This window comes from Stutzerimonas stutzeri, assembly GCF_013522825.1.
GTDB lineage: Bacteria > Pseudomonadota > Gammaproteobacteria > Pseudomonadales > Pseudomonadaceae > Stutzerimonas > Stutzerimonas stutzeri_AK.
In genome coordinates, this window is sequence record NZ_JAAMQZ010000009.1 from 111272 (window position 1) to 136114 (window position 24843).

23 protein-coding genes and 1 pseudogene are annotated in these 24843 nt (G+C 62.1%); 11 read left to right on the top strand and 13 right to left on the bottom strand.

Annotated elements, in window-relative coordinates; all coding sequences use genetic code 11:
- Positions 1-21: 21 nt before the first annotated feature.
- Positions 22-2166: an ATP-dependent DNA helicase DinG gene (gene dinG, locus G7020_RS08155; RefSeq protein ID WP_181083567.1), complete on the bottom strand. Its 2145-nt coding sequence runs from the start codon at positions 2164-2166 to the stop codon at positions 22-24.
- A gap of 85 nt (positions 2167-2251) precedes the next feature.
- On the opposite strand from dinG, the gene G7020_RS08160 reads away from it, so the two are divergent.
- On the top strand, positions 2252-2716 hold the full coding sequence (locus G7020_RS08160) for a CopD family protein (RefSeq protein ID WP_181083568.1): 465 nt from the start codon (positions 2252-2254) through the stop codon (positions 2714-2716).
- Positions 2717-2778: 62 nt separating this feature from the next.
- Here the strand turns inward: G7020_RS08160 and G7020_RS08165 are convergent, their stop codons facing one another.
- Entirely contained in the window at positions 2779-3381 is a 603-nt protein-coding gene (locus G7020_RS08165; protein ID WP_181083569.1) for an OmpA family protein, read from the bottom strand.
- A gap of 304 nt (positions 3382-3685) precedes the next feature.
- Between G7020_RS08165 and G7020_RS08170 the strand changes: the two genes are divergently transcribed.
- Entirely contained in the window at positions 3686-4171 is a 486-nt protein-coding gene (locus G7020_RS08170) for a YchJ family protein (protein WP_181083570.1), read from the top strand.
- 54 nt (positions 4172-4225) lie between these two features.
- Here the strand turns inward: G7020_RS08170 and fpr are convergent, their stop codons facing one another.
- Positions 4226-5002 carry a ferredoxin-NADP reductase gene (gene fpr / locus G7020_RS08175; RefSeq protein ID WP_181083572.1) on the bottom strand — a complete coding sequence of 259 codons (777 nt, stop codon included), beginning with the start codon at positions 5000-5002 and terminating at the stop codon, positions 4226-4228.
- Between the two features lie 113 nt (positions 5003-5115).
- Between fpr and G7020_RS08180 the strand changes: the two genes are divergently transcribed.
- Positions 5116-6042: a LysR family transcriptional regulator gene (locus tag G7020_RS08180; RefSeq protein ID WP_181083574.1), complete on the top strand. Its 927-nt coding sequence runs from the start codon at positions 5116-5118 to the stop codon at positions 6040-6042.
- Positions 6043-6105: 63 nt separating this feature from the next.
- Here the strand turns inward: G7020_RS08180 and erdR are convergent, their stop codons facing one another.
- Positions 6106-6756 (bottom strand): response regulator transcription factor ErdR, encoded by a 651-nt coding sequence (erdR, locus tag G7020_RS08185; protein ID WP_181083576.1) that lies wholly within the window; start codon positions 6754-6756, stop codon positions 6106-6108.
- A gap of 243 nt (positions 6757-6999) precedes the next feature.
- On the opposite strand from erdR, the gene G7020_RS08190 reads away from it, so the two are divergent.
- Positions 7000-7926: a DMT family transporter gene (locus G7020_RS08190; protein WP_181083578.1), complete on the top strand. Its 927-nt coding sequence runs from the start codon at positions 7000-7002 to the stop codon at positions 7924-7926.
- Here the strand turns inward: G7020_RS08190 and G7020_RS08195 are convergent.
- Complete coding sequence (locus G7020_RS08195; RefSeq protein ID WP_181083580.1) at positions 7916-8626, bottom strand: tRNA-uridine aminocarboxypropyltransferase; 711 nt, start codon at positions 8624-8626, stop codon at positions 7916-7918. The genes G7020_RS08190 and G7020_RS08195 overlap by 11 nt on opposite strands.
- 106 nt (positions 8627-8732) lie before the next feature.
- Between G7020_RS08195 and G7020_RS08200 the strand changes: the two genes are divergently transcribed.
- Positions 8733-9128, top strand: a complete 396-nt coding sequence (locus G7020_RS08200) for a PA3611 family quorum-sensing-regulated virulence factor (protein ID WP_181083582.1) — start codon at positions 8733-8735, stop codon at positions 9126-9128.
- A 54-nt stretch (positions 9129-9182) separates the two neighbouring features.
- Here the strand turns inward: G7020_RS08200 and G7020_RS08205 are convergent, their stop codons facing one another.
- Positions 9183-11588, bottom strand: a complete 2406-nt coding sequence (locus G7020_RS08205) for a xylulose 5-phosphate 3-epimerase (RefSeq protein ID WP_181083584.1) — start codon at positions 11586-11588, stop codon at positions 9183-9185.
- A 129-nt stretch (positions 11589-11717) separates the two neighbouring features.
- On the opposite strand from G7020_RS08205, the gene G7020_RS08210 reads away from it, so the two are divergent.
- Both G7020_RS08210 and G7020_RS08215 read left to right on the top strand, forming a co-directional pair.
- Positions 11718-13127, top strand: a complete 1410-nt coding sequence (locus tag G7020_RS08210) for an MBL fold metallo-hydrolase RNA specificity domain-containing protein (protein ID WP_181083586.1) — start codon at positions 11718-11720, stop codon at positions 13125-13127.
- Between the two features lie 128 nt (positions 13128-13255).
- Positions 13256-14347, top strand: coding sequence for a TIGR00730 family Rossman fold protein (locus tag G7020_RS08215; RefSeq protein ID WP_181083588.1), 1092 nt, complete (start codon positions 13256-13258; stop codon positions 14345-14347).
- 500 nt (positions 14348-14847) lie between these two features.
- Here G7020_RS08215 and recX read toward each other — a convergent pair whose 3' ends face one another.
- The 4 genes from recX to G7020_RS08235 form a co-directional block, all read right to left on the bottom strand.
- A complete protein-coding gene (recX, locus tag G7020_RS08220) occupies positions 14848-15315 on the bottom strand; it encodes a recombination regulator RecX (protein ID WP_181083590.1) in 468 nt (155 codons plus the stop codon).
- A 4-nt stretch (positions 15316-15319) separates the two neighbouring features.
- Positions 15320-16363, bottom strand: coding sequence for a recombinase RecA (gene recA / locus G7020_RS08225; protein WP_181083591.1), 1044 nt, complete (start codon positions 16361-16363; stop codon positions 15320-15322).
- 84 nt (positions 16364-16447) lie between these two features.
- Entirely contained in the window at positions 16448-16948 is a 501-nt protein-coding gene (locus tag G7020_RS08230) for a CinA family protein (protein ID WP_181083593.1), read from the bottom strand.
- 135 nt (positions 16949-17083) lie between these two features.
- Positions 17084-17251: a hypothetical protein gene (locus G7020_RS08235; protein ID WP_158601297.1), complete on the bottom strand. Its 168-nt coding sequence runs from the start codon at positions 17249-17251 to the stop codon at positions 17084-17086.
- Between the two features lie 289 nt (positions 17252-17540).
- Between G7020_RS08235 and mutS the strand changes: the two genes are divergently transcribed.
- Positions 17541-20120 carry a DNA mismatch repair protein MutS gene (gene mutS, locus G7020_RS08240; protein WP_181083596.1) on the top strand — a complete coding sequence of 860 codons (2580 nt, stop codon included), beginning with the start codon at positions 17541-17543 and terminating at the stop codon, positions 20118-20120.
- Between the two features lie 130 nt (positions 20121-20250).
- Entirely contained in the window at positions 20251-20574 is a 324-nt protein-coding gene (fdxA, locus tag G7020_RS08245) for a ferredoxin FdxA (RefSeq protein WP_181083598.1), read from the top strand.
- Positions 20575-20688: 114 nt separating this feature from the next.
- On the opposite strand, the gene G7020_RS08250 is transcribed toward fdxA, so the two are convergent.
- Together G7020_RS08250 and G7020_RS08255 are read right to left on the bottom strand one after the other, a co-directional pair.
- Positions 20689-20880, bottom strand: coding sequence for a CsbD family protein (locus G7020_RS08250; RefSeq protein WP_181083600.1), 192 nt, complete (start codon positions 20878-20880; stop codon positions 20689-20691).
- 62 nt (positions 20881-20942) lie between these two features.
- On the bottom strand, positions 20943-21845 hold the full coding sequence (locus G7020_RS08255) for a YihY/virulence factor BrkB family protein (protein ID WP_181083601.1): 903 nt from the start codon (positions 21843-21845) through the stop codon (positions 20943-20945).
- Between the two features lie 200 nt (positions 21846-22045).
- On the opposite strand from G7020_RS08255, the gene G7020_RS08260 reads away from it, so the two are divergent.
- Both G7020_RS08260 and G7020_RS08265 read left to right on the top strand, forming a co-directional pair.
- Entirely contained in the window at positions 22046-23323 is a 1278-nt protein-coding gene (locus G7020_RS08260; RefSeq protein ID WP_258189277.1) for a lipopolysaccharide biosynthesis protein, read from the top strand.
- Complete coding sequence (locus G7020_RS08265) at positions 23320-24594, top strand: polysaccharide pyruvyl transferase family protein (protein WP_181083603.1); 1275 nt, start codon at positions 23320-23322, stop codon at positions 24592-24594. The genes G7020_RS08260 and G7020_RS08265 overlap by 4 nt, the downstream gene beginning before the upstream one ends.
- A gap of 124 nt (positions 24595-24718) precedes the next feature.
- Here the strand turns inward: G7020_RS08265 and G7020_RS08270 are convergent.
- A pseudogene (locus tag G7020_RS08270) lies at positions 24719-24843 on the bottom strand (IS5/IS1182 family transposase); the annotation flags it as partial.

Genomic DNA, 24843 nt, shown 5'->3' on the forward strand with positions numbered 1-24843 from the left:
CGATAATATTCAGCGGGCCTGCTAGCCGATTTCCCGGCGAAACGGCGGCAACGCATTGAGAATCGCCTTGCCATAACGCTGGGTCACCACCCGCCGGTCGAGCAGGGTTATGGTGCCGCGATCCTCTTCGCTACGCAGCAACCGACCACAGGCCTGCACCAGGCGCAGGGAGGCATCCGGCACTGCGATCTCCATGAACGGATTGCCGCCGCGCGCCTCGATCCACTCCGCCAGCGCCGCCTCGACCGGGTCGTCGGGCACCGCAAAGGGGATTTTGGCAATCACCACATGCTCGCAGTAAGCGCCGGGCAGATCGACCCCCTCGGAAAAGCTGGCCAGCCCGAAGAGCACACTGTCCTGGCCCTCGTCCACACGCGCCTTGTGCTTGTTGAGGGTTTCCTGCTTGGACAGGTTGCCCTGGATAAGCACCCGCTTGCGCCAGTCGCGCTCCAGGCCATCGAATACATCCTGCATCTGCTTGCGCGACGAGAACAGCACAAGAGTGCCGCGTGAACCTTCCACCAGTTGCGGCAGTTCGCGCACGATGGCCGCGGTATGCGCCGTGGCGTCACGCGGATCGGCATTCAGATCAGGGACCCGCAGCACGCCGGCGTCGGCATGCTGGAAGGGGCTCGGCACCACGGCGGTCACCGCGCAGCGCGGCAGGCCGGCGCGCATGCGATAACGGTCGAAACTGTTCAGCGCGGTGAGCGTCGCGGAAGTCACCAGCGCGCCGTAGCAGACGTTCCACAGATTGCGCCGCAGGGTTTCAGCCGCGAGGATCGGGCTGGCATTGACCTCGATATCGAACAGCGCGCCGCCCTCGGCCAGCGTCAGCCAGCGGGCCATCGGCGGACTGTCTTCGGGATCGTCGACGGTGAATGCGGTCCACAGCTCCCAGTTGCCCTGGGCACGTGTCAGCAGGCTGCCGAACAGCGGATACCATTCCTCGGCCTGATGACTGGCAATGCCGACCCCGGACTCGCCATCCATCGCTTCCTTGAGCAGCTCGGCCAGGCGCGTGAACAGATCGGTCAGTTTGGAAAAACCCTTCTTCAGCTCGACGCCCATTTCAAGCAGATGCTCGGGCACCACGCCGCCAACGAACCGGTGCCTGGGCCGCTCTCGGCCCTCCATGTCCTCGCCGGCCTTGAAATCGGCCAGCTGTTCGCAGGCGCTGAACATGAACTGCTGCTGGCCGCGCAGATCGCGGGCGATTTCCGGCACCGCCTCGATCAATCGCCCCATATCGCCTGGCAAGGGATGCTGGGCCAGCAGTTTGGTCAGATTCTTTTCGACCTGGCCAAGCCAGTCTGCCGTGGAGCGCAGGCGGGTGAAATGGGCGAAATGGCCGATGGCCTTGTCCGGCAGATGGTGGCCTTCGTCGAACACATAAAGCGTGTCACGCGGATCGGGCAGTACCGCGCCGCCGCCCAGCGCCAGGTCGGCCAGCACCATGTCGTGGTTGGTCACGATCACATCGACCTTGGTCATGCCTTCGCGGGCCTTGTAGAAGGCGCACTGCTGGAAATTCGGGCAGTGGCGACCCGTGCACTGACTGTGATCGGTAGTCAATCGCGCCCAGTCGGGGTCGGCCAGTTCTTCCGGCCAGCTGTCGCGGTCACCATCCCAGCGATTGCCGGCGAGCTTCTCGATCATGTTGCCGAAGAGCTTCTGGCTGCGCTCGTCCACATCGATGCGAAAGCCCTCCTCCTCGAACAGCTGAGCGGTGGCGCTTTGCGCCTGGCCTTCCTGCAACAGCACATCGAGCTTGGACAGGCACAGATAGCGACCACGCCCCTTGGCCAGCGCGAAGGAAAAGTTCAGGCCGCTGTTGCGCATCAGATCCGGCAGATCCTTGTGCACGATCTGCTCCTGCAAGGCGACCGTGGCGGTGGCGATGACCAGCCGCTTGCCAGCCGCCCTGGCCGCAGGAATCGCCGCCAGACTGTAGGCGACCGTCTTGCCGGTCCCGGTGCCGGCCTCGACCGCGACGACTGCAGGTTCGCCATCACGACGGCCTTCGTCGTCAGCCTTGATCGCGCCCAGCACTTTCGCCACCTCGGCAATCATCAGGCGCTGGCCATAACGAGGCTTCAGGTTTTTGGCCTCGAGAAAGCGGGAGTAGGCGCCCTGGATCTGGGTCTTGAGTTCAGTGCTGAGCATGGGCGTGGGGGCTGTATATATTTTCAGTACTTCGAAGGGATGGCTATGATAGCGCGCGTTTCCCCAACTGCCACCGGAGATTTCCATGACCCCTTTCGCCCTGCTCTATTCGCTGCATGTACTGGCCGCCATGGTCTGGGTAGGCGGCATGTTCTTCGCCTGGATGGTGCTGCGCCCTGCCGCCGTGTCCGAACTGCAGCCGCCCGAACGCCTGAAACTCTGGGCCGAGGTATTTCGTCGTTTCTTCCAGTGGGTCTGGGCCGCGGTGCTGCTGTTGCCGATCAGCGGTATCGGCCTCTGGCACATGCGTTTCGACAGCCTGGTCGCGGCGCCTCGCTATGTGCATGTCATGGCGGGCCTGTTCCTGGTCATGCTGGCGCTGTTCCTGCGCATCCAGATGCTGCAGCTTCCCCAACTCAAGCGCGCAATTGCCGCGCAGAACTGGCCTGAAGGCGGCGCAACCCTGGGGCGCATTCGCCGGCTGGTAGGCATCAACCTGTTGCTGGGGCTGGGCGTGGTGGTGCTGGCCAGTGCTCGTCCGCTGTTCTAACAGTTTTTTTCACGCATGAAAAAGCCGGGCGAGGTGCCCGGCTTCGTGGTTTCACCAGTCCGTCAAGGACGCGCTTCTACCTCGGCTTCCACGCGGCGGTTGATGGCGCGGCCTTCCGCGGTCGAGTTGTCGGCAACCGGGCGGGATTCACCATAGCCGACTGCGTCGACACGGCTGGCATCGAGGCCGTGCTGATTGACCAGCACATCGCGCACGGCATTGGCCCGACGCTCGGACAGGCGCTGGTTGTAGGCGTCAGTGCCTACCGAGTCGGTGTGGCCTTCAACGACGGTGGAGGTCTGGCCGTACTGCTTCATGAAGTCCGCCAGATCCTGGATGTCGCTCATGCTGTCCTGCTTGACCACGGCGCGATCGAAATCGAATTTGACGTCAAGTTCGACACGCACAGGCTCGGCCATCGGCTCGGGTTCCGGCTCGGCAACCGGGGTGGGTTCGACCGTCTCGACCAGCGCGACGGTCTGCTCCTCGGTGCCGTTGGCCCAGCAATAAGCCGCGCCTACGCCTGCACCAATCAACGCCCCGTAACCGGTGTAGGTACTGCTTTCTATCGCGCCCAGGGCCGCCCCCGTCACGCCGCCGACCGCAGCGCAGGTGGGCCAATCCTGTTTTTGTACTCCTGCACAACCGGCCAGAAAGGTGGTCATTACAATCACGGGTACTGCTGTCCGTAAGCTACTCATCGGTAAAGCCTCCTGGTTTGAAATCGGCTAGAGCGCATGCAGCAAGCACAAGCGGCTCCAGTTAGAACGAGACTAGGCCGGCAAGCGCCGCCGCGCTAGTCTTTAAGCCCATAGAGGCTGCAAAAAGACGCGCAGGCCGCAACAACGAACGAACAGGCCCTGCTCACTGCATGTGTGACCCGCCTGGGCGCTAGCAGGTTCCGAATCGTTGACGTGCAAACCGGGTCTGATCCACAGCTGCCGAAACAAGACTGATAGTGAGTGAACGATGAACATTGAGAATCCCGGCAATGCCAGTTGCCCCTGCGGCAGCGGCGACATACTCGGTGCCTGCTGCGGGCGCTATCACGCCGGAGCACCGGCACCCAGCGCGGAATTGCTGATGCGCTCGCGTTACAGCGCCTATGTACTGGGCCTGATCGATTACCTGCAGGCTACCACCCTGCCTGCCCAGCAAGCATCGCTGGACCTGCAGTCAATGCGAGACTGGAGCGCCGCCAGCACCTGGCTGGGGCTGGAGGTGGAGCATAGCCAGGTACTCGGCGGCCAGCCGGAACATGCTCTGGTGACCTTCACCGCCCGCTGGCACGACCAGACGGGAGAGCACGCCCAACACGAGCGTTCGGCTTTTGTGCAACATGGCGGCCAGTGGTATTTCATCGATCCGACCGTTGCGCTGAAAGCAGGCCGGAACGATCCCTGCCCATGCGGCAGCGAGCAGAAGTTCAAGAAATGTTGCGCGGCCTATCTATGAAAAAGGCCGGCAGACGCATCGCGCCAGCCAGCCTTCGTCAATACGTGCGAGCTGCTACTTCTCGACGAAGGCCCGCTCGATCAGGTAATGCCCCGGATCGCCCATTCGCGGCGAAGCCTTGAGTCCGAAGCTGTTCAACACTTCGCTGGTTTCGCTCAGCATGCTCGGGCTGCCGCAGATCATCGCGCGGTCATCCTCGGGATTGATCGGTGGCAGGCCGATGTCACGGAACAGCTTGCCACTGCGCATCAGATCGGTGAGCCGGCCCTGATTCTCGAAGGGTTCGCGCGTGACCGTCGGGTAGTAGATCAGCTTCTCCTTCAGCGCTTCGCCGAAAAACTCGTTTTGCGGAAGATGGCTGGTGATGAAATCACGGTAGGCGACCTCGTTGACGTAGCGCACACCATGTACGAGCACGACCTTCTCGAAGCGCTCATAGACTTCCGGGTCCTGGATGACGCTCATGAAAGGTGCGAGACCGGTACCGGTACTGAGCAGATACAGGTGCTTGCCCGGCAGCAGATCATCGAGCACCAGGGTGCCGGTCGGCTTGCGACTGATCATCAGCGAATCCCCTTCCTGGAGATGCTGCAGACGCGATGTCAGCGGCCCATCCGGCACCTTGATGCTGAAGAACTCCAGGTGCTCTTCGTAGTTCGGACTGGCAATGCTGTAAGCCCGCATCAGGGGGCGGCCTGCCACCTCCAGGCCGATCATTACGAACTGGCCATTCTCGAAGCGCAGCCCGGGATTGCGGGTGGTTTTGAAACTGAACAGCGTGTCGTTCCAGTGATGCACACTGAGGACTCGCTCGACGTTCAGGTTGCTCATGTATGAATACCCCTTCTAGTGCGCGATGGCGCATCAAATCTATGCGAAGTCTAGCGGGACGACTAATATTCGTTAAATGAATATTAACGATATGCTTTATCGGTTATATAGATATGCACTTTACTTTGAGGCAACTTCAGGTATTCGTTTCCGTCGCCCGCCAGGAGAGCGTTTCACGCGCGGCGCAAAGCCTGGCGCTTTCGCAATCGGCGACCAGCACTTCGCTGGCCGAGCTGGAACGCCAGTCCGGCTGCCAGCTGTTCGACCGCGCCGGCAAACGCCTGTGGCTCAACGCCCTGGGCCGCCAGTTGCTGCCGCAGGCAGTGAGCCTGCTCGACCAGGCCAAGGCCATCGAGGACCTGCTTGCCGGCAAGACAGGCTTTGGCTCCCTCCATGTCGGAGCGACGCTGACTATCGGCAATTATCTCGCGACCCTGCTGATCGGCAGCTTCATGCAGCGCCACCCCGAATGCCGGGTGAAACTGCACGTTCAAAACACGGCGCACATTGTCCAGCAGGTCGCGCAATATGAACTTGATCTGGGCCTGATCGAAGGCGATTGCCAGCACCCCGATATAGAGGTGCTGCCCTGGGTCGAAGATGAGCTGGTAGTGTTCTGCGCGCCGCAGCATCCTCTGGCCGGGCGTTCGATGATCACGCTGGAAGACTTGTCACGAGAAGCCTGGATTCTGCGTGAACAGGGCTCGGGAACCCGGCGAACCTTCGACCACGCCATTGACAGCCACTCGCTCAGACTCAATATCCGCCTCGAACTGGAGCACACCGAAGCAATCAAGCGCGCCGTCGAGTCAGGGCTGGGGATCGGCTGCATATCCCGCCTGGCGCTGCGCGATGCTTTTCGACGCGGGAGTCTGGTGGCGCTGGAAACACCCGATCTGGACCTGACCCGGCAGTTCAATTTCATCTGGCATGCGCAGAAGTACCAGACAGCCGCCATGCGCGAATTTACCGAACTGTGTCAGGCACTTACCGAGGGGGTGCGGCGCAGCGACGAAATAGTGCTGCCGGCAATTGCCTGAGCAACGCCGGCACTGCATGCCATGCACCGAAGCTTCGCGCCAGTCAAGGCAACCAGGCCGTCATCAATTGGCTGGAATGGAACCCATCTGCTGCAGCAGCAAGGCTGCCTGGGTCCGGGTGCGAACACCGAGCTTGCGAAAGATCGCCGTCACATGCGCCTTGATGGTCGCCTCGGAGACGCTCAGTTCATAGGCGATCTGCTTGTTCAGCAAACCGTCGCAGACCATGGTCAACACTCGGAACTGCTGGGGCGTGAGACTGGCAAGGCCTTCGCTGGCCGCCTTGGCCTCGGGACTGACATGCGCTACGTCCTGAATGTTGCTGGGCCACCAGGCGTCGCCGTCAAGCACGGCTCGCACCGCTTCCTGAATAGTCTCCAGCGAACTGGATTTGGGAATGAAGCCACTGGCGCCGAACTCGCGAGAGCGGGCAACCACCGCGGCATCCTCCTGGGCGGAGATCATCACGACTGGCAACTGCGGATATTGTCCCCTGAGCAGGACCAGCCCGGAAAACCCATAGGCGCCCGGCATATTCAGGTCCAGCAGCACCAGATCCCAGTCCGAGGTTCGGTTCAGTAATGTTTCCAGCTCGGCAATACTGGCTGCTTCGCAGAGCCGTACCTCGCTCCCCAGTCCAAGCGTCAGCGCTTGCTGGAGCGCACTACGAAACAGTGGATGATCATCGGCGATAAGGATTTCGTAAGCAGCCATTGGCAGACCTATAGTTTTTATTGGCGCTTTCATCGGCCTGAGCCGAATCCGACAGACTGTCGTCAGGGGGAGCCCGAAATTATAGTTCGGAAATGGTATGGCGTGATGATATCGCGCCACCACCCGGAATTCGATTGGCAACCCGCATTTAAATCAGGCGGCGCAAGCATGCCGGCCTGGGAATAAGTGGTCAAGTCAATCGTTTTGAGGCAAAGTTCCCGCCTTTTCCCGACGAGTCCAGACATGCGCAACCAGGCCCTTCGCGCCGACTTTCTGATGCTGATCACTGCGATGATCTGGGGTACCGGCTTTGTTGCGCAGCGGATCGGCATGGATAACATCGGTCCGTTCCTGTTCACCGGCCTGCGCTTCGCCTTGGGCGCCATGGTTCTGCTGCCGCTGCTGCTGCGCCAGGGCCGCGGCCCCACACGGCACGAACCCTTCCTCAAACGCAGCATGCTGCTGGGTGGCTTGTGCATGGGGCTCGCACTGACGCTGGGCATCAACCTGCAACAGGTCGGCCTGCTGTTCACCAGCGTGACCAACTCCGGCTTCATTACCGGACTCTACGTCATCGTGGTGCCCCTGCTGGGGCTGATCATCGGTCAAAGAACCGGAATGGGCACCTGGCTGGGCGCGACCCTGGCGGTCGTGGGCATGGCGTTGCTGAGTATCAGTGATGACTTCACGGTGGCTTCCGGCGACTGGATCCAGCTGGCCGGCGCCTTCGTCTGGGGTGTCCACGTCCTGCTGGTGAGCTTTTTCGTCGGTCGACACGACGCCATTCGTCTGGCATTCGTGCAATTCGTCACCTGCGCGGTGGTGAGCCTGGCACTGGCGGCGCTGTTCGAGGAAACCAGCCTGAACAGCATCTGGCTGGCCGCGCCGGCACTCATCTATGGCGGCATGTTCGCCGTCGGCGTCGGCTACACGCTGCAGGTCGTCGCGCAGAAACATGCGATTGCCTCCCACGCGGCCATCATTCTTTCGCTCGAAGCGGTATTCGCGGCGATCGCCGGCGCGCTGTTTCTCGATGAAAGCCTCAGCCTGCGCGGTTATTTCGGCTGCGCCCTGATGTTCATCGGCATGCTCGCCGCCCAGCTCTGGCCACGCAAGCCGGCCCCGCCACTGACGGACAGCGACGTCATGCCAGCAGCATCTAAAACCTAGCCGCCAGCATCCGATGGGCGGCATCGTCCAGACTGGGCGCGCGCTGATGCTTGGCCGCCAGATAGTGATCGGTGAAGACGTCGAGCCAGGCGTCCAGCGCAGTCGAGGCCTGGACATCACCCGCAAGCCCCAGACACAACGCCGCCACTTCGGCGGTACACAGATGTTCGCTGCGCGTGGAGCGTCTCAGTCGATAGCGCGACAACACCTCGGCCTGCAGACTCAGCACCGGCAGGCGGTTCAGGTATGCACTCTTGCGAAACATCTTGCGCGCCTCGGTCCAGGTCGCATCGAGCAGGATGAACAGTGGCCGCTTGCCCGTATCGACCTGAACCGTTTCGACCACGCGCTCAGGCGCGGCATACTCGCCGGGAAAGACCACGAACGGCTGGTATTGCGGATCGGCCAGCAATTCGATCAGCGCCGGTTCGACCGCCGTGCGCTGCCAGCCGAAGGCATGGGTATCAGCGACCACGTCGGCGATCAGCCAGCCGGTGTTGCTCGGCTTCAGCGGCTCGATATCGTGCATGATCAGGCATACCACACTGTGCGCCTCCACCTGCGGTAGCCAGGCGCACAGGCAGTGGCTGTCCCGGACACGACAACGGACGCAGCGCGGAGCACGCGAGCCTCTGGCAATGAAGGGCTTGAGGCTGCGCTCAAGGCGCGCCTCGCGCAGACGGGCTACGGCATGGGGCATGGGTATTGAAACGACTGAGGCTGCGAGTGGGCCGGCAGTCTAGCAAAGGGCAATGAACCGCGCAGGCAGCCATCGGTCGAACGACGGCAGTCATCAGGAGATCGCCATGTACCGCACGACCGCTTTATTCACACTTTGTCTCGCCCTGCCCTTCAGCCACATCGCCGCGGCGCAGGAGCAGCAGACACTGACCCAACTGCTCGAAAAGGTCGCTCACGAAAGCAGCGTCGGCACGCCCCGCGCCATCAATGAAGACCTTCTTGACGAAGGCTACACCGTCGATGGCAACGAGCTGGTCAACCACCTGAGCGTCCGACCACGTCATGCCGCGCAGATGCGCGACAACCCCCAGCAGGTCCGTAGCCAACTGGCATCGAGCGTGTGCAATAACGACGGCCTGCGCCAGTTGATGGCCCAGGGTGCCGTGCTGCGCTTCGAGTTCAACGAATACCAGAGCAAGAAGCCGATCACCCGCGAGCGCTACCGCGCCAGCGACTGCTAGACATGAAGTGCCGGAGCAGTGCGAACTGCCCGGCCTCTCGACTGCAGCAGCCTGTTAGCGCAGCACGTCTGGATCACCTTTACCAGCCACGGCAGCGGCCTCGTCGGCCTTGAGCAGCGCCGTGCGCGGCATACCCAGCAGCCGTGCGCAGGCGGCCAGCACGTTCGCCCAAGAGGCACGGTTGGCGAACTGCATGCCCGCTTCGTCCAACGTCCCGCCCCGATTGCGATAACCCAGCACCGAGCTGCAACGCGCATCCGGCAAGATGGGCCAGAGATGGCCACGCAGCACCTCGGGGCGCATGTGCGTCAGCATGACCCTAAGCGCCATCCGTTCGGGAAACAGTCGCTCGCTGACGCCATCTGCCGCCAGCGCATCGATTTCCCAGCGGTCGCGCGGTGCGCGGAAACGCCCCGGTTCCTGTAGATAAACCAGTCGATAGGCGACACCCGCCTCCTTCAGACGCAGCGCCGCCCGCTGCATTTCGCTCAGTTGGTAACTGCCGTTGGCGATCAGCAGGACGGGGCTGTCGCCGATCTGTTCATCGACGACGATCGCGCCATCCCTGGCCAACTGCTCGGCCTGATCGCGATTGAAGAACCCCGGTCGATCCCGCTTGGGCATCACCAGGCAGGCCAGCTCACCTCGTGCCTGATAGATCGATGGCAGCAGCGCCAGGGCACTGTTGTGGTCGGCGGGAAAGAGCACCCGCACCATATCGTTCATTTCTCCCAGCAGCGCCTCGCAGAAGGTGGTGTCCTGATGGGATTGCTGATTCTTGCCATTTTCCCAGGTGTGCGACGTCGCGATCAGCGGCCAGCCGAGCCAGCCAGCCGGGCGACCGACTTCCTTCTGCTGACGCGAGAAGATCAGGGACTGGCGCACCGCGCCGAGCATCTTCACGCAGAACGCTTCGTAGCTGGCCACCAGGTTGAGCCCGCCCTGGTTGGCCAGGCAGGCGGAAACCACGGCCTCTTCGTTGAGTGCGGTAATGATCTGGCCATCGACCGCCTCAAGCTCGCTTTCCGGGTCGATCACACGATGCTTGAGCGCCCTGAGCACGCCACCCAGGCGGTTGCTGGCAAGCTCGTCGGGGTTGCCGACACGCGGGCGCAGCGACGGATTGGCCCGGGTCAGCGCCACGAAGAAATCATCGACCGCCGTCATGGGCGAGCAGCTGTCATCGCGATAGTTGAGTGCCGGCATCGTCGGCTCGTCGGGGTGACGTCGCGCCAGCGCATTGTCGCGCTCCAGTGGACGTCCCTGGCGGTGCTTGAGCAGCAATTCACGCGCGGCGCGCAGCTCGTCCTGCGGGACGAACAGTGGTGCGACGTGCTCGTTGAACAGATCGCGTGAAACCTCGTCCCGGGACGGATTGCCCGGCAGCGGCAGGTTGTGCGAGGCATTGCTGCCGGCGCCATAGAAACCGAAGCCCTTCACCGTCTCGGCGATACCGTAGGGAATGGGCAACGGGTAGTTGAGAATGCCCCGCTCCTTTTCCTCGACGCGCCTGGCCAGGCGCTGCTCCATCTCCCACAGCATGCAGACGAAGGCAGCCGGATCGCGACCATCGAAAAGAACCGGATCGAAGCCGCAGCCACTCAGATGCTGGCGGAACCCTGCCAATCCCTCATCGGTGCCGAGCTGGGTGCGCTGCTCGATGCGCCGGCCATTGGCAATCATGATCGGCAGCGCCATGCCGCAATCCTCGGCCCGCCACCAGCGTGGAATCCAGTCACTGCCGCGCTGCTCTTCAGCCGCGCCGTCCGAAAGAAAGGCCACCAGCGTTTCGCCCGGCAGCGGCATGTGCGCGTACTGCAATTCGGCGAAGCCAAGATAGCCGCCTTCGGCTATTCCACCGGCGGTATGCGGATTGACGTGACTGCCCAGCGGCGCGGCAGGGCTGCCATCAGGCGCGAGGTGATAGCCGTAGAAATCCTGGAGCAGGCGATTGATGCCCGCCTCACCGCCACCATAGGCCTGTGCCTGCTCGGGATGCAGGTTGTCGGTGAGCAGGTTCAGCGCTTCGATTGCCGCCACGCAATGGCCCTGCCCCATCAGCCAGGCGCGGGTTGTTCCTGTCAGGGCATTGAGCCCCAGGTAGCCGGCATAGGCCGGGACCATGTTCAGCGAACCGCCCGTATGCCCCTCGGGGGAGGGCTTGAAATCCTCGGCTGCCAGCGGCGAGCCATCGAGTCGGACCTGACGCGCATAAGTCATGTGCACCACCAGCCAGAGCCCCGCAGAACTCAGCCGGTCGATGGCCTGCAGCAGGCGATACACGCTGGCAAGATCCTCCTGCAAACCAGCCTGGACCAATTGGTGGGCCAGACGAAAAACCGCCGCCTGGGTTTCCAGTGAATGCTCGAACGGACCATAACCGGCTCGCCAGACGCCAAATTCCGGTTGAAGTTCGGCGTGGCGGTCCATTTCGGCAAGACTGGGCAGTAGTTGATTCATGAGGTCGCTCCATAACTTGGCGGTTGCGGTAGTCTAGACAGCACTCGCCCGGCTATCGCTGATATGTATCAAGACACGAAGCCTGGGTAGCGGGCATTCTGGAGTTCATCGTATAGACAGGAACCTACCATGGCTTTGCTCAGTTTCTTCGGCGCCGTTCAGCAGGTCACCGGCTCATGCTATCTGATAGAGACTCATGACGGGGTTCGCGTTCTGCTCGATTGCGGCATGCATCAGGGGCGACGCAAGGACGAAGAAGGCAACCGGGCGGCCTTCCCCTTCGATCCGAAAAGTCTGAACGCCGTGGTCCTGTCGCATGCTCACATCGACCATAGCGGCCTGCTGCCCAAGCTTGTTGCCGAGGGTTTCAAAGGTCCGATCCATGCAACCGATGCGACCTGCAAACTGCTCGAACTGATGCTGTTCGATTCGGCGCATATCCAGGAAAAGGACGCCGAGTGGGAAAACAAGTGGCGGGCACGCCTGGGCAAGCCGCCGATCAAGCCGCTCTACACCCGAATCGATACCGAGCGCATGCTCACACAGCGCCAGGCGCAATCCTACGGCGAACCTTTCGAGGCGGCACCAGGCGTCACCGTGACCTTCCACGATGCCGGTCACATTCTCGGCTCGGCCATCGTCCAGACGGATGTTACGGACTTCGGGCGCACACGCCGCCTGGTGTTTTCCGGCGACCTGGGTAACGCCTGCTCGCCTCTGATGCACGAACCCGCGACATTGAGCGAAGCCGACGTGGTACTGATGGAGTCCACCTACGGCGACCGTGATCACCGCGACCATCAGACGACCATCGAAGAACTAGCCGACATCCTGCAGCAGGCTCACCGGGATGGCGGCAATGTGCTGATGCCCTCCTTCGCCGTCGGTCGCACGCAGGATCTGATCTACTATCTCGGCCTGCTCTATCAACAGGGTCGCCTGCCGCAACAGGCGGTATTCCTCGACAGCCCCATGGCCATCGGCGCGAACGCCATCTATTCACTGTTCCAGGAGCAACTGGACATCGCTGGTGTCCAGCCGGGCGATCCGAACGGCAATGGCAGGCAACGCATCGAAAAGTGGCTGCCAATCCTCAAGAGCACGCCCAGCGCGGAAGAGTCGATGACCATCAACCGCTTCAAGAGCGGCGTCATCATCATCGCCGGTAGCGGCATGTGTAACGGCGGGCGCATCCTGCATCACTTCAAGCACAACCTCTGGCGCAAGGAGTGCCACCTGGTCATTCCGGGCTTCCAGGCGCGTGGCACTCTGGGCAGGACCATTGTCGACGGCGCGCAGACCGTCAAGCTGCTGCATCAGCGCATCGCGGTGAATGCCCAGGTCCATACGCTCGGCGGCTTCTCCGCGCATGCCGGGCAATCCCAGTTGATCGACTGGGTCAGCCATTTCAAATCCCGCCCCGAATTGCATCTGATACACGGCGAACTGGAGAAAATGCAGGTACTGCAGAAGGCGCTGGACGAGCGACTGGACTGGCAGGCCAATATTCCCGAACCCGGTGACCGTATCGCACTCTGATGGGAGCGCAGATCACCTCGTCTCACCACCGGAGCGCATTCCACGCTGGTCGCAGCGCTTCTTCAGTCATCAGCAGATTGCTCAGCCACAGACCGGCTGACACAGATATACGTCAAGGGAGCCCCTGCATGCCGTTTGAAACGGACGATTATCTTTCACGCCACTTCAAGACCAGCGGCGCGGACCTGTCGAAAAAGATAGACGAGCTGGTCGAACTGGTCATACCGGCCACCAGTCAGAACCTGCCCCTCTACCGGGAGATGCTGGTCACCGTGATCCGGATGGCGCAAGCGGACCGCAACCGCTGGGATGCCAAGATCCTGCTGCAGACCATGCGCGAAATGGAACATGCCTTCGGCGTGCTCGACCGCTTCAAGCGACGCCGCAAGGTGACCGTCTTCGGCTCTGCACGCACCCCCATCGAACATCCGCTGTACGCGCTGGCACGGGAGCTGGGCGCAAACCTGGCGCGACACGACCTGATGGTCATCACTGGCGCTGGCGGCGGCATCATGGCCGCCGCGCATGAGGGCGCCGGCACGGACAACAGCCTGGGACTGAACATCACCCTGCCCTTCGAGCAGCATGCCAATCCGACCGTGGGCGGCACTGACCGGCTGCTGTCATTTCATTTCTTCTTCGTGCGCAAACTCTTTTTTATCAAGGAAGCCGACGCGCTGGTTCTTTGCCCCGGCGGCTTCGGCACGCTGGACGAAGCATTGGAAGTATTGACCCTGATCCAGACCGGCAAGAGTCCGTTGGTGCCTATCGTGCTGCTGGACGAACCCGGCGGTACGTTCTGGAAGGACGCCCTGAGCTTCATGCGCCACCAACTGCAGGACAATCGCTACATTCTGCCCAGCGACATGCACCTGGTACGCCTGGTCGACAATGCCGAGGATGCTGCCAGAGAGATCGACACCTTCTACAGCAATTTCCACTCAAGCCGCTGGGTGAAAGACCGCTTCGTCATGCGCATGAACCATGTGCTGACCGATGCCGCACTCGACTTCATGAACCGGGAGTTCGCCGACCTGTACCTGCAAGGCCGCTTCGAGCAACAGGCCTGCTGCGAAATGGAACTGGATGAGCCCGAACTGCAACGGCTGCCGCGCCTGAGCTTTGCATTCAATGGCCGCGACCACGGTCGCCTGCGCGAACTGACCGATTTCATCAATGAAGAACGCAACTGGGCGGCCCCGCTGGGCGCGCAGGATTGAAGAAGAGAACTCCAACCCAGTGGAGCGGGCCATGCCCGCGAAGAGGAACATGGCCTTGGCAAAGGCCGAACAAGTTCGGCCCTACGCGGAAGGTGCGGCCTTGCAGAGGCTCTGCCTGATCCGGCGCATCCTCATCGGCAACGACACCAATACGCCGGCCCTGCAAGGCCCGAGAGCCATTCGCCAGGCGCTCGTAGGGCCGAATTCATTCGGCCACGGATCAACGGATCGCCCCGTTGCGTGTCGCTGGCGCAACCCTGCTTTTGTGGGACTTGTCCGCGAAGCGCTTCCCGAGCATCGGAGTGGCTTCATTCGCGGCCAAGGCCGCTCCCACAGAAGTCGCCTCACACCTCAAATGCTCGCAACAGCTAACCGGGATATGGCCAAACGTTTCACAGGCATGGCCTGCTGCTACCGGGTTGGGCAGTGCTACGCCTGCCGGAACGACGATAACGAGAGGAAGCTTGCGCCAGCGCAGATATCTTCAATGCCCCGCCACATCAGGACTCCGCCGAGCCACCACGCAACACTCGACCGATCATGTCCAGGGAATAGCCGCGATAGCTGAGAAACCGGCCCTGCCTGGCTCTTTCCTTGGGATCGGTCGGCAGCTCGCCAGCGAACTTGCGCTGCCAGACGGCACGCAATTGCTCACCCCAGTCGAAACCACTGTCTCGCAAGGCCTGCTCGATATCCTCACGAGGCAGACCACGCTGGGACAACTCTTCACGAATGCGCAAGGGGCCATAGCCGGCATTGGCGCGCATGCGGATGAAGCTTTCCAGATAGCGCGCTTCGCTGAGCAACCCTTCCTCGGCAAGTCGATCCAGAGCCGATTCGATCAACTCAGCCGGTGCGCCGCGCTGGCGCAGCTTGCGTGACAGTTCAAGACGCCCGTGCTCGCGTCGAGCCAGCAAATCCATTGCAGCCCGACGCACGGCGGTGGGGTTATCCAGCACGACAGCCATGGGCTCAGATGTCGGCGTCAGCCAGGTCTTCGGCCACCGGGTTGGCCTTGGTATTGGCCGAAGTCACCAGCAGCTTGTCGCGGATCTGCTGTTCGATTTCGCGACCGATCTCGGGATTTTCTTCCAGATATTTGGCCGCATTGGCCTTGCCCTGACCGATCTTGCTGCCCTTGTAGGCGTACCAGGCACCGGATTTCTCGACAAGGCCCTGCTGCACGCCGAGATCGATGACTTCGCCGTTGCGGTAGATACCCTTGCCGTAGAGGATCTGGAACTCGGCCTGGCGGAACGGCGGGGCCACTTTGTTCTTGACCACCTTGACGCGGGTTTCGCTGCCCACCACTTCGTCGCCTTCCTTCACCGCGCCGGTACGGCGGATGTCCAGGCGGACCGAAGCGTAGAACTTCAGCGCGTTACCGCCGGTGGTGGTTTCCGGGCTGCCGAACATCACACCGATCTTCATGCGGATCTGGTTGATGAAGATCACCAGGCAGTTGGCGTTCTTGATGTTGCCGGTGATCTTGCGCAGCGCCTGGGACATAAGACGGGCCTGCAGGCCGACGTGAGTATCGCCCATCTCGCCTTCGATTTCCGCCTTGGGCACCAGCGCCGCCACGGAGTCGACGATGATCACGTCCACTGCATTGGAGCGCACCAGCATGTCGGTGATTTCCAGCGCCTGCTCGCCCGTATCGGGCTGCGACACCAGCAGGTCATCGACATTGACGCCCAGTTTGCCGGCGTAATCGGGGTCCAGCGCGTGTTCGGCATCGACGAATGCGCAGGTCGCGCCCATCTTCTGCGCTTCGGCGATCACCGACAGAGTCAGCGTGGTCTTGCCCGAGGATTCCGGGCCGTAGATCTCGACGATCCGGCCTTTTGGCAGACCGCCTATGCCGAGAGCGATATCCAGCCCCAGGGAGCCGGTGGAAATGGAAGGGATCGCCTGGCGATCATGATCGCCCATGCGCATGACCGCGCCTTTGCCGAACTGCTTTTCGATCTGGCCCAGGGCAGCGGCCAAGGCACGCTTCTTGTTCTCGTCCATTACAATCCTCACTTGATCAAGAGGGCCAGAGGCCGCAACAACTGTATAAGTAGACAGTATTAGAGCATAGGCAAATTTGATCGCCTAGCCCTGAACGGGATTTTCTCCATTGACCAGGCTGATCAAACCGACGAGCGCCGCCTCCACGCTCTGCTCACGCACTGCCTGACGGTCGCCGGCGAACTGGAAGCGCCGGGCAAACAGCTGATCGCCCGCCGCCCAGGCCAGCCACACGCTGCCCACCGGCTTCTCCGGCGAGCCGCCGCCCGGCCCGGCCACGCCGCTGACCGCGACGGCAAAGCGCGCGCCGCTGCCTCGTTGCGCGCCACGTGCCATGGCCTCGACCACTTCCCGACTCACCGCACCGACCTGCTCGAACAACGGCGCAGGCACGCCCAGCTGGCGTGTCTTCTGCTCATTGGAATAGGTGACGAAGCCCGCCTCGAACCAGGCCGAGCTACCGGCGATGCGCGTGATGGCTTCGGCGATACCGCCACCAGTACAGGATTCGGCGGTGGTGACGTGCGCACCAGCAAGCTGCAGCGCACGGCCCAGGTCGGCGGCCAGTGCTTCGATCGGGTTCATCGCAGTTCCTCGACGGCATTGAAAGAGGCACAGCCTACCCCAGTAGGAAAAGACGCACAGCCGTGCGAACAACTACGAGCTTCGAGAAAAAACGAGCCCCGCCGAAGCGGGGCCGTTCACCGGTTCGGAAGTCCGTCATACCCGCGGGATGTCCGGGTCGTCTTCGAACATATCGACGTCCTCGTCGGTCAGCTCGCCATTATCCGGCTCCGACATGGGAGCATCGTCGATGCTGGCGCCGTCCGGATCGCCGGGCAAGGGCTCCTGGGATTTCGGATCGTTCGGGTCGCGTTCGTCTTGCATGGTTCACCTCCGACGAGGCCGCCAGTGGCCTCCTGGCATTCGAACGACGCAGGGGGAAAAGGTGGCGCCCGTCAGTCCGATTCATGGTCGCCACTTTTGCCCCAAGGAGACGGCTTCGGCTGCTGGCTGGCGATAGCCCGTGTTAACCTTCGCCCACCATCAGGCAGCCGGCAGCCCCACCGGCTGCCCAGGGCGGATGATCGACCGGAGGCTGAAGCACATTGCCTTCCATGCCCCGTACGGTCTCGATCCAGCCCGGCCTGCCCCACCGTCTCAGCCCAGAAAACCGATGACCAAAGACGTTCAAGACCTGTCCAAACACACCCCGATGATGCAGCAATACTGGAAGCTCAAGCGCGAGCATCCGGATCAGCTGATGTTCTACCGCATGGGCGACTTCTACGAGTTGTTCTACGAGGACGCCAAGAAGGCTGCCAAGTTGCTGGACATCACCCTCACCGCGCGCGGCCAGTCGGGTGGCAATGCTATTCCCATGGCCGGGATTCCCTTTCATTCCGCCGAAGGCTATCTAAGCCGACTGGTGAAGCTCGGCGAATCGGTGGTGATCTGCGAGCAGATCGGCGATCCGGCTACCAGCAAGGGCCCGGTGGAGCGTCAGGTGGTGCGCATCATCACCCCCGGCACGGTGAGCGACGAAGCACTGCTCGACGAGCATCGCGACAATTTGCTGGCCGCCGTGGTCGGCGATGAAAGACTCTTCGGACTCTCGGTGCTGGACATCACCAGCGGTCGTTTCACGGTGCAGGAATTCGGCGGTTGGGAAACCCTGCTGGCCGAAGTCGAGCGCCTGAACCCCGCCGAACTGATGATCCCCGACGACTGGCCCGCCGGCCTGCCGCTGGAAAAACGCCGTGGCGTGCGCCGCCGTGCGCCCTGGGATTTCGACCGCGACAGCGCCTTCAAGGGCCTCTGCCAGCAGTTCGCGACCCAGGATCTGAAAGGCTTCGGTTGCGAGAAGCTGACCCTGGCCATCGGCGCCGCCGGTTGCCTGCTGACCTATGCCAAGGAAACCCAGCGCACCGCCCTGCACCATCTGCGTAGCCTGCACTATGAGCGGCTCGACGACAGCGTGGTGCTCGACGGTGCCACCCGGCGCAACCTGGAGCTGGACATCAACCTCGGTGGCGGCCGCGACAACACCCTGCAATCGGTGGTGGATCGCTGCCAGACCGCCATGGGTTCACGCCTGCTGAGCCGCTGGCTGAACCGCCCACTGCGCGACCGCCAGGTGCTGGAAGCGCGCCAGGACTCCATCACCTGCCTGCTGGAGCACTACCGCTTCGAGCAGATCCAGCCGCAGCTCAAGGACATCGGCGACCTAGAGCGCATCCTCGCCCGCATCGGCCTGCGCAACGCCCGCCCGCGTGACCTGGCACGGCTGCGCGACGCCCTCGCCGCCCTGCCGCAGCTACAGGCGGGCATGCAGGAGCTGGTCGCACCGCACCTGATCGAACTGGCCGCGAGCATCCGCACCTATCCCGAACTGGCCGATCTGCTGGCCAAGGCGATCATCGACAATCCGCCGGCGGTGATCCGCGACGGCGGCGTATTGAAGACCGGCTACGACGCCGAGCTGGACGAACTGCAGTCGCTCTCCGAAAACGCCGGCCAGTACCTGATGGACCTGGAGACGCGCGAGAAGGCACGCACCGGCCTGGTCAACCTCAAGGTCGGCTACAACCGCGTGCACGGCTACTTCATCGAGCTGCCGAGCAAACAGGCCGAATCCGCGCCGGCCGACTACATCCGCCGGCAGACGCTCAAGGGCGCCGAGCGCTTCATCACGCCGGAGCTCAAGGAGTTCGAAGACAAGGCACTGTCGGCCAAGAGCCGCGCCCTGGCCCGTGAAAAGCAGCTCTATGAAGAATTGCTGGAACTGCTGATCGGCCACCTGGCGCCCCTGCAAAACTCCGCCGCGGCGCTGGCCGAGCTGGACGTGCTGAGCAACCTCGCCGAACGCGCGCTGACCCTCGACCTGAACCGCCCGCGCTTCGTCGAGCAGCCTTGCCTGCGCATCGAGCAGGGCCGCCATCCGGTGGTCGAGCAGGTGCTGACCACGCCCTTCGTCGCCAACGACCTGAGCCTCGACGACGAGACCCGCATGTTGGTGATCACCGGGCCGAACATGGGCGGTAAATCCACCTACATGCGCCAGACCGCCTTGATCGTGCTGCTGGCGCAGATCGGCAGCTTCGTCCCGGCGGCGGCCTGCGAGCTGTCGCTGGTGGACCGCATCTTCACCCGCATCGGCTCCAGCGATGACCTCGCCGGTGGACGCTCCACCTTCATGGTGGAGATGAGCGAAACCGCCAACATTCTGCACAACGCCAGCGACCGCAGCCTGGTGCTGATGGACGAGGTGGGGCGTGGCACCAGCACCTTCGACGGCCTGTCGCTGGCCTGGGCCGCCGCCGAGCACCTGGCCAAGCTGCGCGCCTTCACGCTGTTCGCCACGCACTACTTCGAGCTGACCGTACTGCCGGAAAGCGAGCCGGTGGTGGCCAACGTGCACCTGTCAGCCACCGAGCACAACGAGCGCATCGTCTTCCTGCACCATGTGCTGCCCGGCCCGGCCAGCCAGAGCTACGGCCTGGCGGTGGCGCAACTGGCCGGCGTGCCGGGCGAGGTGATCCAGCGTGCCCGCGACCATCTGTCGCGCCTGGAAACCACCAGCCTGCCCCATGAAATGCCGAAAATGGCCCCTGGCCAACCCGCACTGCCCTTGCAGAACGACCTGTTTGCCAGCCTGCCGCACCCGGTCATCGAGGCGCTGGGCAAGGTCCAACCCGATGACTTGACGCCGCGTCAGGCTCTGGAACTGCTATACCAGCTGAAAACGCAAATCTGACGGGCCGTAAAAAGCTGCTAGAATCGCGCGCATTTTTGGATATGAGCGGCATTTGCCTGGTGCCGCCCAAGCCTGCCGAACCGGGGGCGTCACTGCCACGCCACCCGAAACGCCTGAGGAGATAATAGAAATGACCTTCGTCGTCACCGACAACTGCATCAAGTGCAAATACACCGATTGCGTAGAAGTCTGTCCGGTGGACTGTTTCTACGAAGGCCCGAACTTCCTGGTCATCCACCCGGACGAGTGCATCGACTGCGCGCTGTGCGAGCCGGAATGCCCCGCCCAGGCGATCTTCTCCGAGGACGAGGTGCCGGACGACCAGCAGGAGTACATCGAGCTGAACGCCGACCTGGCCGAAGTCTGGCCGAACATTACCGAGAAGAAGGACTCGCTGCCGGACGCCGAAGAATGGGACGGTGTGAAGGATAAATTGCAGTATCTGGAGCGCTAACAGACCGCTGAAAAACTACCTGCGTTTTTCAACGACCCTGTTCAGCAACGATGCACAGCTGAACGAAAAATGCCCGCCTCTCACAAGGCGGGCATTTTTGTTTTTACAGGTCGGTCAGGCCTTATCGACGCCCTTCTTCACGGCATCTTTCACGTTGCCCTTCACCTGTTGCGCGTCCCCTTTGATTTCCTGACGCTGGCCTTCGTTTTTCATGCGCTCGTTGTCGGTCGCCTCGCCCAGGCCCTGCTTGGCCTTGCCGGCGGCTTCGTTGAGGTTGCCTTTCATCTTGTCGGTAGTGCTGCTCATATTGATTTCCTCTCGTTCTGCATGGGTTACTCCATGTTGAGCGAGCCGACAGGCAGTTAGTTTCACTTGTCCGAGGAACGGTCACTGCCCGCATCATCGAGGCGCTTGTCACCTTCTTCCTTGCCCTCGACCGAGGCATGTTCGATCACCGCATTCATCTCCGCACCAAGCAGCAACACCGCTGCCGAAATATAGAAATAGAGCAGCAGCACGATGACCGCCCCGATACTGCCGTAGGTCGCATCGTAGTTGCCGAAGTTGCCCACGTAGATGCCAAAACCCACCGACGCCGCGATCCAGACGATCACAGACAGCACCGAGCCCGGAGTGATAAAGCGGAACTCCTGCTCCACATCCGGAGTGACGTAATACAGAACGGCCACCACCAGCATCATCAGGATCACGATCACTGGCCAGCGCAGCCAGGTCCAGAGCGTGACCACGATATCCTTGAGCCCCACCTGCTCGGCAAGCCACTCCATCACCTGTGGGCCGAGGATCATCAACCCCGCCGCCAACAGCAGAATGATCGCCAGGCCAATGGTGTAAAGCACCGAGAGCAGCATCAGCTTCCAGGCCGGACGCCCTTCCTCGACACCGTAGGCCTTGTTCATGGCATTCATCAGCGAGCGAATGCCGATTGACGCCGACCATAGCGCCACGAGAATACCGACCGACAACAGGCCGCTTTTCTGAGTCTGCATCTGGTCGATCACCGGGTTGACCAGATTGAGCGCATCGGGCGGCAGCACCAGCGATACCTGTTCACGCAGCCAGTTGAAGAACTCCTGCAGATCGAGCACTCCCAACATTGCGATCAGGAACAGCAGGAAGGGGAACAGCGAGAAGATCGCCCGGTAGGCCAACGCCGATGCATAGGTGGTCATGTCGTCCTTGCTGAAATCCTTCAAGGTGCGTTTCAGCAGCTCGAAACTGCCAATGCCCCGCGTATCCAGCAATGCCATTGCATACCCCCATTGTTAATCGAAACCGACACACGTGTGACGATCAGCCCATACAAGAGTTCGTCTCAAGCGCCCCGGCGTGTCGCCTGCACAACCATAACGGCAATCCTGCCGATGCGTCTCCCGGAACTTTCCGCCGCACGCACGCTCTGGATGGAGTCCCCGATTCAATCGGCCACGGACGACACGGGACCCTCTTAATGACACTGAAATCAGCCTGTGCTGCGGATGCCCCACAGTCCGCCATGAAAACCGGCCTGCTTAAATACGCCCGACTGGTCGTCACCAAAGGCAGCGGAGCGGGGGCCGCGCTCGGCCTGAACATTCTGTTGGCACGCCTGCTGGTGCCCGATCTGGCCGGCCTGCTGTTCTTCTGCATCGCACTGGCCACCTTTGCCTCGCTGGCTTCGCGGCTGGGCCTGGATGTGGCCTGCCTGAAAAACATCTCATCGCTGCGCGACGAGCAGCAACGCGGCTATCTCGACCGCGCCATGACCCTCGCCCTGCTGGCGAACATCCCGACGATTCTCATCGGGCTGCTGGTGGTGAATTTTGCCCCCAGCACCCAGGCTGACGTTACAGCCGCCGCCGTGCTGTTCGCAGTCGCCGCACTGGGCCTGTCGCTGACCAATATTGCCAGCGAAACCCTCAAGGCCCGACACAGGACCGGCGAAGGTCTGTTCTGGCAAACTGTTTTCCAGCCGACCCTGACGCTGCTGCTGATCGCCCTGCTGGGCAGCGAGCTGACCACCGTGGTGGCCTGCTTCGCTGCCAGCTATGCACTGGCGACACTGGGCTCGACCTGCCGCGCGCGACTGAGCCTGCCGGTGGCCGACCCGCAGGCGCGCATCGGCTGGCGTGACATGCTTGTGCTGGGCACTCCGCTGATGCTGATTGCGGTCATGAACAGCGTGATCGAGCTGTCCGATACCCTGCTGCTCGGCATGCTGCGTTCGGCGGGCGAAGTCAGCATCTATTACATCGCCGCCAAGATCGCCGCCCTCTCCACCACCCTGCTGTTCATCATCAACGGCACCATCGCACCGGACATTTCCCGGCGCTGGGCGCACCACGACCGGGCCGGCGCCTTCGCCGTCGTCAGAAAATACTCGCGCTTCATGCTGGCCCTGGCCGTGCTGATCCTGCTCGCCATTGGCCTGTTGCACGACTACATCCTCGCCGTATTCGGCGACCAATACCGTGAACAGGGCGCCTTCGCGCTGCTGATCCTGGCCACCGGCTACTTCTTCGTCCTGGCCGCCGGACCGCTGGGCATCTTCATGACCATGACCGGGCACCATCGCCAGTACCTGCACAACAATATCGCCGCCTGTGTGCTCAACCTGGCCCTGAACCTGATCCTGATCCCGCGCTATGGCGTCAACGGCGCCTGTTTCGCCACCGCCGTGGCGTTGGCCCTGAAAAATGCCCTGCTCTATCTGCAGTTCAAGAAAATCGAAAGGAGTTCGCAACCATGATCGACCGGATCGACGGGTCGTCGCACAAACCAGGCGACAAGACGAATGTGATCGCCTACGGCGCCTACGACAGACACAACTACGGCGACCTGCTCTTTGCCATCGTCCTCAAGCACTACCTGGAAGCCGATGGTCGTTTCCGCGTGCTGATCGCAGCGACCAAGCAATCAGACCTCTCCAGTTACGGCGCCTTGCCGACCATCGCGCTGAAAAAAGCGCTGGAGGCGACACGTCAACAGGACAAGACCCTGCTCATCGTGGCCGGCGGCGAATGCCTGACCGCACAGTGGGAAAGCATCATCGGCTACCTGGCGCCACAGGCCATCTACTACCCGATCAAGGCAAGCCCCTACCTGATCGGCCACCGTCAGTTCATCCGCATGAGCCGCGCCTTCACCTCGATCCCGTCCGACCTGCCGCTGGTGCTGGGCGAGCGTGAGCTGCCGGGCTACCAGGTGATGTACAACAGCGTTGGCGGCAACGAAATCAGCCGCAAGAAGCCGCTGATCCACGCGGCGATCGAACGCAACCTCAAGGACTGCACCTACGTCTCGGTGCGCGACCGTGAAACCTCCGCCGAGCTGGACAAGCTGGGCGTCGAACACAATCTGGTGCCGGATAGCGCTGTGCTGATCTCCGATATTTTTCCCCAGCAGCCGGAACCGAGCGAGCCGGGCCATATCGTCTTCCATATCTCCGATCACCATGCCAAGCGGCGCATCGAGGCCATCGCCCGGCAACTGACCGAACTCAGCGCGAGCACCGGCCTGAAGATCGCCCTGCTGACCATTGGCAAGGCCCCCGGCCACTCCGACGACGAGCCACTGGACAAGCTGCAGGGCCTGCTGGGCGAACGCGCCTACCGCGTCAACAGCGGGCACATTCAGGACATCATCCGCTGCATCGCCACCAGCAGACTCTACTGCGGCACCAGCCTGCACGGCGCCATCACCGCCCTGACCTATGCGGTTCCGCAGATCGCCCTGCTGCCCAGACGCGTGGTCAAGCTGTCGAGCTTTCTCGAAACCTGGGTGCCTCAGCAGTCATGCGGATTCGCCGAAATCGAGCAGATCAGCCAGACGGCCAGCGCCCTGCTCACCTCCTTCGGCGAACCCCAGAAAGCCGAACTGCAGGCCATGGTGGAGCTCATGAAGAACCGCGTGCGGGCCAATCTCGAACACATGACAGCACTTTACGAGCAGGCCACGACGGCAGACGAGCCTGCCACACAGAGCCCCACAGGCAACACCACCCTGTTTGCAGCCCATTGAATCGCTGCAATGGCATAGCAACAAACCCTTCGCGCTGAAGACGCCGCTCCCAGAAAATGCATGCGGGCGGCTTCAACCGCAAAGCGCTTTTGCCGTTTCTCTTCGCACTTTCGGCTAGGGCGTGTTAACACATCTTCAGTCCGTCAACTATTAGCGCGAAGTTGATGAATCCGATGAACATCACATCAAGCTTCTCGAAGCGAGAGAATATACGCCGAAACCCCTTCAAGCGCCGGAATAGACGCTCAA